13 protein-coding genes are annotated in these 14045 nt (G+C 67.5%); 5 read left to right on the forward strand and 8 right to left on the reverse strand.

Annotation, left to right across the window (positions count from 1 at the left end; all coding sequences use genetic code 11):
* Positions 1-2: 2 nt before the first annotated feature.
* Positions 3-665, reverse strand: coding sequence for a pyrimidine 5'-nucleotidase (locus KV697_RS09140; protein ID WP_219020992.1), 663 nt, complete (start codon positions 663-665; stop codon positions 3-5).
* Between the two features lie 224 nt (positions 666-889).
* Here KV697_RS09140 and KV697_RS09145 point away from each other — a divergent pair, with 224 nt between their 5' ends.
* Together KV697_RS09145 and KV697_RS09150 are read left to right on the forward strand one after the other, a co-directional pair.
* A complete protein-coding gene (locus KV697_RS09145) occupies positions 890-3145 on the forward strand; it encodes a S8 family peptidase (protein ID WP_219020993.1) in 2256 nt (751 codons plus the stop codon).
* Between the two features lie 49 nt (positions 3146-3194).
* Complete coding sequence (locus KV697_RS09150) at positions 3195-4196, forward strand: LLM class flavin-dependent oxidoreductase (protein WP_219020994.1); 1002 nt, start codon at positions 3195-3197, stop codon at positions 4194-4196.
* Positions 4197-4426: 230 nt separating this feature from the next.
* Here KV697_RS09150 and KV697_RS09155 read toward each other — a convergent pair whose 3' ends face one another.
* From KV697_RS09155 to KV697_RS09165, 3 genes are all read right to left on the reverse strand, one after another.
* Entirely contained in the window at positions 4427-5737 is a 1311-nt protein-coding gene (locus KV697_RS09155; RefSeq protein ID WP_219021325.1) for a sensor histidine kinase, read from the reverse strand.
* A 70-nt stretch (positions 5738-5807) separates the two neighbouring features.
* Positions 5808-6497: a response regulator transcription factor gene (locus tag KV697_RS09160; RefSeq protein ID WP_219020995.1), complete on the reverse strand. Its 690-nt coding sequence runs from the start codon at positions 6495-6497 to the stop codon at positions 5808-5810.
* Positions 6498-6544: 47 nt separating this feature from the next.
* Positions 6545-6856, reverse strand: a complete 312-nt coding sequence (locus KV697_RS09165) for a PepSY domain-containing protein (RefSeq protein WP_257575774.1) — start codon at positions 6854-6856, stop codon at positions 6545-6547.
* Positions 6857-6975: 119 nt separating this feature from the next.
* On the opposite strand from KV697_RS09165, the gene KV697_RS09170 reads away from it, so the two are divergent.
* The gene (locus tag KV697_RS09170) at positions 6976-8760 is read left to right on the forward strand and encodes an ABC-F family ATP-binding cassette domain-containing protein (RefSeq protein ID WP_219020997.1); all 1785 of its coding nucleotides are present in this window, start codon (positions 6976-6978) and stop codon (positions 8758-8760) included.
* 43 nt (positions 8761-8803) lie between these two features.
* Here the strand turns inward: KV697_RS09170 and KV697_RS09175 are convergent, their stop codons facing one another.
* From KV697_RS09175 to KV697_RS09190, 4 genes are all read right to left on the reverse strand, one after another.
* On the reverse strand, positions 8804-10129 hold the full coding sequence (locus KV697_RS09175; RefSeq protein WP_257575775.1) for a TadE/TadG family type IV pilus assembly protein: 1326 nt from the start codon (positions 10127-10129) through the stop codon (positions 8804-8806).
* Between the two features lie 5 nt (positions 10130-10134).
* On the reverse strand, positions 10135-10677 hold the full coding sequence (locus KV697_RS09180; protein WP_257575776.1) for a TadE/TadG family type IV pilus assembly protein: 543 nt from the start codon (positions 10675-10677) through the stop codon (positions 10135-10137).
* Positions 10674-11258, reverse strand: coding sequence for a TadE/TadG family type IV pilus assembly protein (locus KV697_RS09185; protein ID WP_219020998.1), 585 nt, complete (start codon positions 11256-11258; stop codon positions 10674-10676). The genes KV697_RS09180 and KV697_RS09185 overlap by 4 nt, the downstream gene beginning before the upstream one ends.
* 67 nt (positions 11259-11325) lie before the next feature.
* Positions 11326-12069, reverse strand: a complete 744-nt coding sequence (locus KV697_RS09190) for a dienelactone hydrolase family protein (RefSeq protein ID WP_219020999.1) — start codon at positions 12067-12069, stop codon at positions 11326-11328.
* A gap of 75 nt (positions 12070-12144) precedes the next feature.
* Between KV697_RS09190 and KV697_RS09195 the strand changes: the two genes are divergently transcribed.
* On the forward strand, positions 12145-12762 hold the full coding sequence (locus KV697_RS09195) for a DUF2238 domain-containing protein (protein WP_219021000.1): 618 nt from the start codon (positions 12145-12147) through the stop codon (positions 12760-12762).
* Between the two features lie 32 nt (positions 12763-12794).
* Positions 12795-14018, forward strand: coding sequence for a threonine synthase (locus tag KV697_RS09200; protein WP_219021001.1), 1224 nt, complete (start codon positions 12795-12797; stop codon positions 14016-14018).
* Positions 14019-14045 lie beyond the last annotated feature (27 nt).

Here is a 14045-nt window from a genome sequence, read left to right on the forward strand (position 1 = left end):
CGTCAGTCCTCCAATATGCTCGTCAGCCACGGCGTCAGCGCGTGGACGGTATAGTCGATATGGTCGCGGGCGGCTTCGGGCCCCTGCTCGGAGCCGTTGTCGACCCACACGGTCGTCATCCCGATCGCCTTGGCAGGGACCAGATTGCGCGCCATGTCCTCGAAGAAGATCGCGCGGGTCGGATCGATGCCGAACGCCGCGCACAGCCCCGCATAGGCGGACGGCTGCGGCTTCGGCACCAGACCCATGGCGGTGATGTCGTGCACCGCCTCGAAATGGCTGCCCAGCCCCAGCCGGTCGAGGACCTTCAGCGCATAGGGCTTGTCGCCATTGGTGAAGACCAGCTTGCGCCCCGGCAGCTTCGCGAGCGCGGCGGCGAGCGGCGCGTCCTGCTCCAGCACGTCCATCTCGATATCGTGGACATAGGCCAGGAAGGCGGCGGGATCGACGTCGTGCTCGGCCATCAGCCCCGCCAGCGTCGTGCCGTGCGCGTGGAAATAGTCCTTTTGCACCCGGAACGCCTCGGCCGCATCCAGGCCCAGCAGGTCGCCGACGAACTGCGTCATGCGCCGGTCGATATGTGCGAACAGATTGGCGCTCGCTGGATACAGCGTGTTGTCCAGATCGAAGATCCAGGCGTCGATATGGGCGAGCGCAGGCAGCATGGCGGCAGCGTGTAGGCGTGAGGCCCCATGGCCGCAAGCCGCCCCGTGGTGCGTATCCCGCTCCCGTGCCCCGCCACCACTTAACGACGGCGCAAGAAAGTGCTGCTATCGCAGCGCCCCGGCTCGCCCTTATCAGGGAGCCGGTGTCGCGAGATGGGAAGAGGGGCTGGGGCTTGGCAAGAACGCGCGGGCGCGGTGCAGGGGGCATCGCGACAGTCTGTATCATGATGGCTGGCGCGAGCGCGATGCTGACGGGCTGTGGCGGCGCCGGGTCGGGTGTCCAATCCACCCCGCCGCCGCCGACACCCACGCCGACCCCGACGCCCAGCCCTACCCCGACGCCCACTCCGACGCCCACTCCGACGCCGACGCCGACTCAGAATTATGACACGGCGGGATACCGCGCGACGGCAGGCGCGGTTTCGATGAACGCGCTGGCGGCGTATCAGCGCGGAGCGACGGGCGCGGGCATCGCGCTGGGCGTCATCGATTCGGGGGTGGACGAGCGAACCGGCGCCTTTACCGGACGGATTTCCACCGCCTCCACCGATGTCGCGGGCACACGGGGGATCGGGGATCAGGACGGGCACGGCACCGCCGTCGCCTTCACCGCTCTGGGCGGGCGCAGCGGCAACCGGGCGCAGGGCGTCGCGTTCGATGCCACGCTGGTCGCCCTGCGCGCCGATCAGCCGGGCAGTTGCGGCGGCTCCAGCGAGAATGGCGGGCTGGGCGGCAATTGCAGCTTTTCCTCGGACGCGATCGCGCTGGGTCTGGACACCGCCCGCAACGCAGGCGCGCGGGTCGTCAACATCTCGCTCGGCTCCAACGACCAGCCGCCCAGCGCCCTGCTCGCCGCGATCGGGCGGGCGACGGCGGCGGGCATGGTGATCGTGATCGCAGCGGGCAATGAGGGCGAATCCAATCCCACGCTGATGGCGCAGATCGCCAATAACAGCGCGGTCGCGCGCGGGCAGGTCATCATCGCCGGATCGGTGGGCGCGACCGGCGCCATCTCGTCGTTCAGCAACCGGGCGGGCCAGTCGGCCGCCCATTATCTGACCGCGCTGGGCGAGCGGGTGGAGGCACCCGATGCCAGCGGCACGCGGATGCTCTGGTCGGGCACGTCCTTTGCCGCGCCGCAGATCAGCGGTGCGGCCGCCCTGCTGGCGCAGGCCTTTCCCAACCTGACCGGTGCGCAGATTGCCGACCTGCTGCTGCGCACCGCGCGCGAGGCGGGGACGAGCGGCACCGACGATGTCTATGGCCGGGGGACGCTGGACCTGACCGCCGCCTTCCAGCCGGTCGGCGGCACCAGTGTCGCGGGCACCGGCGCGGCGGTGTCGATGGGAATCAACGCGCGGCTATCCCCGGCGATGGGCGATTCGCGGGCCGAAGGACTGAGCCTGGTCGCGCTGGACGGCTATGCCCGCGCCTATCACATCGATGTGTCGGGCACGGTGGCGCAGGCCGCGCCCCGCCCGATGCTGGCACCGTCGCTGCTCGGCCGGATCGAGGGCGCGGTGGTCAGCGACGGCACCCGCACCGTCGCCCTGACCCGCGCGATCACCATGCCCGGCGAGGCCCGGCTGCGTGCCATCGTCCCCGCCGACGCGCCGAACGCGGCGCAGCGCATCGTCGCGGGCAGCGTCACCCAGATACTCAGCCCCGACACCGCGATCGGATTCGGCTTTGCCAGCGGCGGCGAGACGATGGTCGCCGGCTGGACCGGCCAGTCCGGCCCCGCCTATCTGCTAACCGACCCCGGCGCGGGCATGGACCGTGCGCCGCGCGCCGCCGCCGCGCTGCATCATGGCATGGGCCGGGTGGGCGTCAGCGTCACGGCGGAGACGGGGCGCTTCGCTGCGCCGATGCCGGGCATGGCCGCGCCCGATTACGACCAGATGGCAGTGACGTTCGATCGCCGGATCGGGCCGGTCGCGGCGACCTTGGGGCTTACCCGGCTGGACGAGCGGTCGACGGTGCTGGGCGGCTGGTTCGGCGGTGCCTTGGGACAGGCGCGTGGCCTCAGCTGGTTCGCCGACAGCGCCGCGCGCTGGCAGGACGATGGCGGCTGGACGCTCGGCGCACGCTGGCGCAGCGGCTGGACCCGCGCGACCGGGGCGTTGGGCGGTGGAATGCTCACCAGCCGGGCCTGGTCGATCGAGGCGGGCAAGGTCGGGCTGCTCGGACAGGACCGGATCGACCTGCGCCTGTCGCGTCCGCTGCGGGTCGGCGGCGGCGGGCTGGACCTGCGGCTGCCCGGCCATTGGGACTATGCCAGCGGGCAGGTAGACGGCTGGACGACCAACCGCCTCTCACTCGCTCCGACGGGTCAGGAAATGCTGGTCGAGCTGCGCCACGGCATCCGGCTGGGCGGCGGCGAGTGGTCGACGCATCTGTTCTGGCGGCGCGACCCCGGCAATATCGCGATGCTGCCGCCCGAGCGGGGCATGGCGGTGAAGTATGGCTTGACCTTCTGATACCCGGTCTTGGCTGGCGGGGGCGGTGCACCGTCCCCATCTTGCTCTTATGACACGTTATTCCCTGCTCGATCTGGTGCCCGTCATCGAGGGCGGCACCGTGGCCCAGGCGCTGGCCAACGCCGCCGACCTCGCCGCCCATGCCGAGGCGGTCGGCTTTCATCGGTACTGGACCGCCGAGCATCATGGCATGGCAGGCATCGCCTCCGCCGCGACCGCCGTGGTACTGGCGCATGTCGGGCAGGCGACGAAGACGATCCGTATCGGCGCGGGCGGCATCATGCTGCCCAACCATGCGCCGCTGACCATCGCCGAGCAATTCGGAACGCTCGACGCGCTGTTCCCCGGCCGGATCGACCTGGGGCTGGGCCGCGCACCGGGATCGGACCAGCGCGTCACCCGTGCGCTGCGCCGGACGCTCGACAGCGATCCCAACGCTTTCCCGCGCGACGTGATGGAGCTGCAAAGCTATTTCGCGGACGACGGGCAAACGGGCATCGTCGCGACGCCGGGCGCAGGCGCCAGGCCGCAGATGTGGATATTGGGATCGAGCCTCTACGGCGCGCAACTCGCCGCCGCGCTGGGCCTTCCTTACGCCTTCGCCTCGCACTTCGCGCCCGACGCGCTGGACGATGCGCTGGCCGTGTATCGCCGCGATTTCCGGCCCTCGGCGGTGCTCGACAAGCCCTATGCGATGGCAGGCTTCAACGTCTTTGCCGCCGATACGGACGAGGAAGCCGAACTGTTGGCAAGCTCGCAGCAACAGGCCTTCGTCAGCTTACGCACCGGCCGCCCCGGCAAGCTGCCCCCGCCCGTTCCGGGCTATCGCAAAAGCTTGGGCGCGCAGGGGTCGGCCATCCTGGACCATGTCCTGTCCTGCTCGGCGATCGGCGCGCCCGCGAGCGTGGAGCGGCAGCTGGCCGCCTTCGTCGAGCGGACCAAGGTGGACGAGGTCATGATCGTCAGTTCCATCTTCGACCATGAGGCGCGGAAGCGGTCCATCGGCATTGCGGCGCGGGCGATGCAGGCGTTGGAGAGGGTGGCGGCCTGAGCTAGGAATTTCACGCAAAGCCGCGATGGCGCGAAGAGAGAAGAAAGGATGGTTCGCGCGGAGGCGCGGAGAACGCAGAGGGGGCGTGTCGAATGGCACCCTCAATACTTCCTCACGAGCCGGTGAGGATAAGGGATGGCGGTGCCATCGGGTACGGCACCTCCGCGTCCTCCGCGCCTTCGCGCGAACAAAATTCTTCTTCGCGTCCTCGCGGCTTCGCGTGAACCAGACTACCCCACCGCTGCCGGAAGCCTGAGCCGTACGAGCAACCCGCCCAGATCCTCGCTTTCCTCCAGCGCGACGGTGCCGCCGTAAATCTCCGCCACGTCGCGCACGATGGCGAGGCCCAGGCCCGTCCCCGGCTTGCCCGTGTCCAGCCGCACCCCGCGATCGAAGATGCGGACGCGCTGGTCTTCGGGGATGCCGGTGCCGTCGTCCTCGACTAGAATCTCGACGAACCCGGCCTGCGCCGCCACCGTGACGAACACGCTGCCGCCGCCATATTTCGCCGCGTTCTCGACGAGGTTACCGAGCATCTCGTCCAGATCCTGGCGTTCGACATGGACGACCAGGTCCTTCGGTCCGTCCACGTCGATGCGGACATGGCGATAGAGACGGCCCACCGCGCGCTCGACAGATTGCAGACTGGGCCAGACCTCGGCGCGGCTGTGAGCCGAGCCGCGCCGTCCGACCGCGCGGGCGCGGGCGAGGTGGTGGTCGACCTGGCGGCGCATCGTGCGCGCCTCGCGGATCACCGTCTCGGCCAGATCCTCCGACCGGGCGGTCGCGGCGTTCATGATGACGGTCAACGGGGTCTTGAGAGCATGCGCCAGATTGCCCGCGTGGCGCCGCGCTTCCTCTGCCTGTTTCTCGTTATGCGCGATGAGGGCGTTCAGCTCCTCGACCATCGGCGCAACCTCGTTGGGCATCGCGTCGGAGATGCGGTCGGCCTTGCCTGCGCGCATCGCCGCGATCTCCTCGCGCACCCGGCGCAAGGGATAGAGGCCGTAAAAGGTCTGCATTGCCGCCATCAGCAACAGGCCGACGCCCAGCAGCGCAAAGCTGCGCACCAAGGTCCGCCGCAGCGCGCCGATCTGCGCATCGAGGCCGGTCGTGCGCTGCGCCACCTGGAACCGCCAGCGCACATTGGAGCCGGGCAGCTTCACATCGCGTTCGACGACGCGCAGCTTCTCGTCCGCGAATTGGGTGCTGGTATAGACGTGGATCGTGTCGTCATTGTGCGGCGAGCCATAAGCCAGCCGCCGATCCCAGAGCGAACGCGATGGAAAGGGTTCATGCCCCTTGCCCGACACCTGCCAGTAGATGCCCGATCCCGGCTCCAGGAAACCCTGATCGGCGGGTTCGCGGGTGAACCAGACCTCGCCCTCCGAATCGACCGCCGCCGACACCAGCAGCGACTGGAGCACATAGGCTTGGCGGTCGTCGAAATTCTGGGTGACGGCGGACACCAGCACCCGGTCGAGCGCGAAGCCGCCGCCGGTCAGCAGGACCAGGATCCACCCCGCGGCGATCAGGATCATGCGACGCGACAGCGATCCCGTGCGCAGCGTCGGGCGCGAGGTGTTTCCGTCCGTCACGGGAAAGACCGGATCAGGCCGCCGAACCCGCCACAGCCCCCGCCGCCGGATCGTCCAGGCTATAGCCCAGGCCCCGGATGGTGGTGATGACATCCTGGCCCAGCTTCTTGCGGATGCGCGTCACGAACACCTCGATCGTGTTCGAATCGCGGTCGAAATCCTGATCGTAGATATGCTCGATCAGCTCGGTGCGGCTGACCACCTTGCCCTTGTGATGGAGCAAATAGGACAGCAGCTTATATTCCTGCGCGGTCAGCTTCACCGGCTCGCCCGCCCGTGTGACCTTGCCCGAACGGGTGTCGAGGCGGACATCGCCCGCCGTCAGTTCGGACGAGGCATTGCCGCTGGCGCGTCGGATCAGGGCGCGGAGACGGGCGATCAGTTCCTCGGTCTGAAACGGCTTGGCGACGTAATCGTCCGCGCCCGCGTCCAACCCGGCCACCTTGTCCGACCAGCTGTCGCGCGCGGTCAGGACGAGGACGGGCGTGGTCTTGCCCTCCTTGCGCCAACGGTCGAGCACGGTCAGCCCGTCGATTTCCGGCAACCCTAAGTCGAGCACGATCGCGTCATAGCTTTCGGTCGAGCCAAGGAAATGCCCCTCCTCGCCGTCCGTGGCGAGGTCGATGGCATAGCCGGCCCCTTCCAGCGTGGATTTCAGCTGCTGGCCAAGATTGGGCTCGTCCTCGACGATCAGAACGCGCATCGCAAAACTCCCTCTAATCCTGTGGTGCTATTCGACCGGCCCGGTCATCAGCCGTCGGTGCGGCCGATGACCTTGCCGGTACGGGCGTCCACCTCCACCCAGATGACCGTGCCATTGCGCAGGAACTTGAGCGTGTAAACCGCCGCCTGCGCGTCGTAATCGAAGCCGATATATTGCGAATCGCGCATCGCCGGCACGACCCGCGCCTCGATCTCGCGCAGCGACAGATTGCCTTCCTTGCGCTGCTGATAGGCGCGCATCTGGTCGCCGCGACGCTGATCGACCCCCATTTCCATCGGGGCTTCGATCATCGGCGGTGAACCCATCGGTGCGGCGAGCAGAGCCAGAAGGACGGTCATCGACATGAAGGTGGCATAGCGGTCAACCGTTGAACAGCCTCTGAATGGATCATGCAGCCGCGCGACAGCGCATGGACCGCTTGCCGGGTTCCCCATCCGCCCCTAACTGCTGGCCTATCATGGCAGCACCCGTTCTTTCCTACGAAGACCTGGGCCTTGTTCAAGGCTCGGGCTGGCTCTTCCGGCATCTCGATATCCATGTCGGTCCGCGCGACCGGCTCGCGCTGATCGGGCGCAACGGGGCGGGCAAGTCGACCCTGCTGAAGCTGATGGCCGGGATCATCGATTCGGACGAGGGGCGGCGCGTGATCGTGCCGGGCACCCATGTCGTCTATCTGGAACAGGACCCCGATCTGGCCGGGTGCGCAACGCTGGGCGATTATGTCCTGTCGGGCGACGACGCGCCGGAAGCCTATGAGGCCGATGCCATCGCCGGACAGCTCGGCATCGACCTGACGCGCGAGGCATCGACCGCCAGCGGCGGCGAACGGCGGCGCGCGGCGATCGTCCGCGCGCTGGCGATGAACCCGGACGTGCTGCTGCTCGATGAGCCGACCAACCATCTCGACCTCGCGGCCATCGAATGGCTGGAGGACTGGCTGAAGCGTTTCACCGGCGCGTTCGTCGTCATCAGCCATGACCGCACCTTCCTGACCCGCCTGACCAAGTCGACGCTGTGGCTCGATCGCGGCCAGATGCGGCGCAACGAGGTCGGCTTCGGCGGTTTCGACGCCTGGACCGAACAGGTCTATGCCGAGGAACAGCGCGCCGCCGAGAAGCTGGACGCCAAGCTCAAGATCGAGGAGCATTGGCTTCACCGCGGCGTCACCGCGCGGCGCAAGCGGAACCAGGGCCGTCTGGAAAAGCTGGTCCAGATGCGCGCCACCCGCGCCGCGATGATCGGGCCGCAGGGTGCCGCCAAGCTCGGCATCGCCTCGGACGATGTGAAGACCAAGGAGGTCATCAAGGCCGAGCATGTCACCAAGCGTTACGGCGACCGCACGATCATCAAGGACCTGAGCCTGAAGGTCACGCGCGGCGACCGGATCGGCATCGTCGGCTCGAACGGGGCGGGCAAGACGACGCTCCTCCGCCTGTTGACCGGCGAGATCCAACCCGACGAGGGCAGCGTCTTCCTGGCCAAGACGCTGGACGGCGTCATCATCGACCAGCAGCGCAAGCTGATGGCGTCTGAAAAGCGGGTGCGCGAGGTGCTGGCGGACGGCGGCGACTGGATCGACGTGCGGGGCACGCGCAAGCACATCCACGGCTATCTGAAGGAGTTCCTGTTCGACCCTTCGCTGGCCGAGGCAAAGATCGGGACGTTGTCGGGCGGCGAGCGTTCGCGCCTGCTGCTCGCCCGCGAGTTCGCGCGCGAATCCAACCTGCTGGTGCTCGACGAGCCGACCAACGACCTCGACCTGGAAACGCTCGACCTGTTGCAGGAGGTGATCGGCGATTATGAGGGCACCGTCCTGATCGTCAGCCACGATCGCGACTTCCTCGACCGCACGGTGACGGTGACGCTGGGTCTGGACGGATCGGGCCATGTCGATGTGGTGGCGGGCGGCTATGCCGACTGGGTCGCCAAGCGCAAAGCGGCGCCCGAGGCGAAAAAGGCCCCGGCCAAGGCCGCCCCCTCCCCCGCCGCTCCGGCGCAGGCCAGGACCAAGCTGAGCTACAAGGACCAGCGCGATTACGAACTGCTGCCCAAGCGGATCGAGGAGCTGGAGGCCGGGATCGCGCGCGACGAGGCGAAGCTCGCCGACCCTGACCTCTACGCCAAGGACCCGGCTCAGTTCGACCGGCTGATGAAGGCGATCGAAAAGGCGCGCGAGGAAAAGGACGAGGCCGAGATGCGCTGGCTGGAACTCGCCGAGCAGGTCGAGGCCCTGGCCGGGTGATCGGGGCGGGATGATCGGGGCGGGAGCCCCCCGCCCCATCGACTTACTGGGTGATGCGCGCCGTCGCCACGGCGTTCTGGAACAGCGCGGCCATCGCCGCCGAAATGTCCTGATCGGTGGATACCTTGGTATAGAGGCCGGGCGAGGCACAGGCCTGAAGCGCGGGTTCGATCTTGTAGAGATAGGGCGCGATATTCTTTTGCGACCAGGCATCACCAGTCAGCGATTGCGGCAGATATTCGGTGTAGAGTACCGCGATGCGCACCCCCCGGGCCTTGATCATATCGCACTTTGTGGTGTCGATCGCGATCTCAGGCTTGCCGTTGCTGCGGATTTCGTCACGCATCCCGTCCGTCACCATGAACATCACCGCCTGAGGCTGAGCCTTGTTGATGCCAGTGCCGGGCGCGACGGTGATCAACTGCCTGTTGATCTGGTCCATGGCATCGCTGCTACCGCTATCCGTATCGTTAAAGCCGGGCTCGTTCGATTTGCAGGCCGGGGTCGGGCAGCCATTCTTGTAGAACAGGACCGGCTTCAGGTCGTGAGTGGCCAGCGCAGCGTGATCCAGATGCGGCGTCAGCGTCTGCAACACATTAAAGGCACCGCGCGCCCGGAATGAGGCAATGGCGATCTGGTAGGTCGCCCCCGTTTTGCTGGAGGTCGCTCTCGCGGTTTCCGTGAGCTTGGCCACGGCCGTGCCCTCTTCATCAATACGGAGCTTCAAGCCATAGGATTTTGCGACAGCATACAGATCCGTCGTATTGTTGAAGGCATCCTTTCCGGTCAGGTCATTCGTGGCATGGCACGCGAACTGACATTTCCTGGAGTTGCTCGCCGCCACCTTCGCCAGTCCGGCCGTCGTCGTTGGCAGGGCCATCGAACTGGATACGTCGAGCAGCATGTAAAAATCGATATTGGGCGCGATGGCGTTCGTCGTCTGCGACTGTCCCGCTATCGCCAACGTGTTCAGGCCCAGGATCTTGGCGAAGACGTTGTTCGACACGGCCTTGTAGGTGACCGTGGCGTTGCGACGGCCATTGCCGTCGGTCGGTGCGTTGATGGTCACGTCACCCATGACGATGTCGCCCGATTGGGTCAGCGACAGTGCCTGCGCCTCGAAGATCTTGCGGGCATAGGCCACCGCGTCGCCGTCCTTCATGCCCATTGCGACCTTGCTGACCGCCGACAGGGCGGCGGAGTCGGCCACCGCGTTCATCTTGGTCTGCGCCTTCTTCGCGCGTGCATAATCGATGCCCATGCCGATCGTGAAGATCAGGACGGGCAGGGCCATGGCGAACATCATCATCACCGCACCGCGACGATTATGCAGCACATCCCGCACGGATCGATAAAGGGAGAGGATCATGGGCATCAGCAATCCGGGCAGGCGATCTGGTCAGTGTTGCGCGGAACCATCCACAGCGAGTCGCTGAGCGTCATCGGGCCGAACTGACCGAAACTGGTGGGGGGGCGATAGGGATAGCTGACCTGCGCCAGCAGGAAGGTGGCGTTCGGGGTCTTCATCGCAGGCGGAATGTCGACCGCCTCGCCCTTGGCATAGGCGGCGATCTTCAGACCCCGGCTCCACACCACGCTGGTCTGCCCCTTGGCGTCGGTGGAAACCTCGCTGACGCGGATCTGCGCATCCCCGGCGGTATAGGGCTGCATCACCTGCGACGCGGCCATCAGGTTGGACTGTACCTCCGCCCCCGTCATCTTGCCGGTCGTGTTCTGGGCGATCAGGTCGACCGCGGCGCGAGCCGTGATCGTCACCTTGCGCTTGCAGGCCATCGCGTCCTGCAACTGCACGCCACCCAGATACAGGATCAGCATGACGGGCAGGATCAGCGCGAACTCGACCAGCGCGACGCCGCGCGCATCCCCGCGCAAGGCCCGGTACGACCGCGGGATCACAGATAGGCCTCGGTCTTCGACACCGAGGTCGCGACCAATATGGTCGGCCCGCCGCTCAGCGGCGACAGGTCGGCGGCGGGCGCGACCGGCATCGGCCAGAGATAGATGAACCGCACCGTGACGAGCGATCCTTGCGACCCCACGTCATAAGAAAGATCGGTGAACTTTCCCGTCCCCGCATCGAATGTCAGCGGCAGGGAGCCGTTGGTCGGAATGGCGGTGCCCGCCGCCACGCTCTTCACATCGACGAACAGGCGCGCGCAGGACAGGAAACCGGGCAGCGCCTGGCACCCCTTGCTGCGGAAGCGCTCGGCCAGCTGGGCCTTGGTCATGCCCTTGCCCAGGCCCGCCAGATCGGCGGCCTGGGTCTGGCCGGTGACGATGCCGCGCGCCGCCGTCTCGACCGCGCTCTCCAGCGCCTCCTGCGCCAGATAGGCGAGGCTCGACTGGAGAATCGCCAGCAGCAGCGCGATGAAGGGCGCGGCGACCAGCGCGAACTCGACGAGCACCGCCCCCCGCCGATCGGTCAGGATCGCGGGTCGGGCAGGCCGAAGACGGCGAAAGGGAAGAGAGGCGAACATGGGCAGGCGGATATCCTTCCCGCCCATCTTGGTCTGAATCGGTTAAACTTCGGCAAACACGTCCGATCTAACGCAACGCGCGGGCATAGAGCGCCAGCGTCCAGCCCATCGCCTGCAGGAACAGCGCCGGGTCGTAACGCGGCCCTTCGTCACGCAGAAAGGCGTGCTGCCCGGCCACCTCATGCCATTCGTAGGATGCGCCGACTTCCTCCAGCCGCGCGCGGATCGCCTCGCGCCCGGCATAGGGGACGTGCGGGTCCTGCCGTCCCCAGACGAACATCGCCTCGGCCTTCAGTTCGTCCATCCGCGCGAGGCTGTCGTCGCGGCGCCCTTCGCCCAGCGAGCCCGAATGGATGTCGGTGGCATAGAAGCACGCTGCCGCCGACACGCGCGGGTCAAGCGCGGCGCGATAGGCCAGATGCCCGCCCAGACAGACGCCGAACGTGCCCAGCCGCCCGTTGCACGCCGGATGCGCCGCCAGCGCGCCCAGCGCCGCCGCCGCATCGGCATCATAGGCCGCGACGGGCTTGGCGAATTTCAGGTCGTTGCCCCGGTCGGTGCCCGGCTTGTCATAGGCGAGCACGGTCCCGGCGGGTTCATATTCGTGATAGACCTCGGGCACCGCGACGACATAGCCCTGCCCGGCCAGCATCGCAGCCAGCCGCCGGATCGGCGCCGTCACCTGATAGATCTCGGAAAACAATAGGATGCCCGGAAAGCGCCCCTCGATCGCGGGGCGGAACAGATGCATCCGCATCGTGCCCGTTCCGGCTACCTCGACATCCTGGGTTTCGTCGCTGCGTATGATCATGGCTCCATCCTTTGCACCCCCGTCCGGCCAGGGCAATCGGGTTGCGTCCGCGACACCCGCCGTTATCCTCGGGCCATGACGGGGAGCGGAAAGCGACTGGCGCTGCTGAGCGCGGTCTGGGTGGCGGGACTGATCGCCTCGGGACTGCGCCCGTTCGACCGGGCGACCTGGTGGATGGAGGTCGCGCCGGTGCTGATCGCGCTGCCTTTGCTCTGGGGCTTGCGGCGACGATTCCCGCTGACCGGGCTCGCGCTGGTGCTGATCGGGGCGCACGGGCTGATCCTGATGCTGGGTGGCGCCTATAGCTATGCGCGGGTGCCCGCCGGGCTTTGGGTGCAGGACTGGCTGCATCTGGCCCGCAATCCCTATGATCGGCTGGGCCATTTCGCCCAAGGCTTCGTGCCCGCCATCATATTTCGCGAATGGTTGATCCGGCGGGGTGGCCTGGCGCGGGGCGGGATGCTCCGCTTCCTCGTCATCGCCTGCTGTCTGGCGTTGAGCGCCGCCTATGAGCTGGTCGAGTTCGGTGCGGCGATGGCGCTGGGTCAGGGCGCGGACGAGTTTCTGGGGACGCAGGGCGATCCATGGGACACGCAATGGGACATGCTGATGTGCCTGATCGGCGCGGTCGCGGCGGTGGTGACGCTGTCGCGGGCGCATGACCGACAGATCGCCGCGATCGCAAGGTTATAGCATCCGGTGATGGCGGCGGATACGCTGTGCCCATGAATCGCAATCTTACCGAAGACCGCCCGACCTTCGTCACCCATCTGGAATGTTCGCTGACCGGCGAACGCTATGAAGCGGACCAGCTTCATGGCCTGTCGCGCGCCGGGCGCCCGCTGCTGGTCCGCTACGATCTGGAGGCGCTGGGCAAGGCGGTGTCGCGCGACGCCATCGCCGCGCGCGAGACCGATTTGTGGCGTTGGCGCGAGTTGCTGCCGGTGCGCCGGACGACAAGCATCGTGTCGCTGGGCGAGATCGAAACGCCGCTGATCCCCATTCCCCGCTCGGGCGGCGGATCGGTGCTGGTCAAGGACGAGGGGCGGCTGCCGACCGGATCGTTCAAGGCGCGCGGGCTGGTCATGGCGGTCGCCATGGCGCGCGAGCTGGGCGTGACCCGCATCGCGATGCCGACCAACGGCAATGCGGGCGCGGCGCTGGCCGCCTATGCCGCGCGCTGCGGGATCGAGACGGTCATCCTCTGCCCGGAAGAAACGCCGGAAGTGAACGTCCGCGAGATCGCCGCACAGGGCGCCCGCGTCTGGCGGGTCAACGGCCAGATCGACGAGTGCGGCGCGATCGTCGGGCGCGGGGCGGCCGAGGGGCGCTGGTTCGACTTCTCGACGCTGAAGGAGCCGTACCGGATCGAGGGCAAGAAGACGATGGGGCTGGAACTCGCCGCTCAGTTGGGGTGGGAGTTGCCCGACGCGATCTTCTATCCGACCGGCGGCGGCACCGGCCTGATCGGCATGTGGAAGGCGTTCGACGAGATGGAGCGGCTGGGCTGGATCGGCCCGAAACGCCCGCGCATGTACGCGGTGCAGGCGAGCGGCTGCGCGCCCATTGTCCGTGCCTATGAGGCGGGCGAGGAGCATGCCGAGCGTTGGGAGGATGCCGCGACCGTGGCGGCGGGCATCCGCGTGCCGAAGGCGGTCGGCGACTTTCTGATCCTGCGCGCGGTCCGTGAGTCCGGCGGCGCGGCGCTGGCGGTGGGCGACCCCGCGATCCTGAAGGCGGTGGAGGATTGCGCCAAGCGCGACGGACTGCTGCTCTGCCCCGAGGGCGGCGCGACGCTGGCGGCGTACCAACAGGCTGTGCGCGACAATCTGGTCGACGAGGACGAGCGGGTGGTGCTGTTCAACTGCGCCACCGGGCTGAAATACCCGATGCCCGAGGCGGGGCAGTGGCTGGACAAGAACGGGGCGATCGATCTGGCGGCGCTTTGATTCCCCACCTCCGTTCAGCCTGAGCGA

This window comes from Sphingomonas sanguinis, assembly GCF_019297835.1.
GTDB classification, from domain to species: Bacteria; Pseudomonadota; Alphaproteobacteria; order Sphingomonadales; family Sphingomonadaceae; genus Sphingomonas; species Sphingomonas sanguinis_D.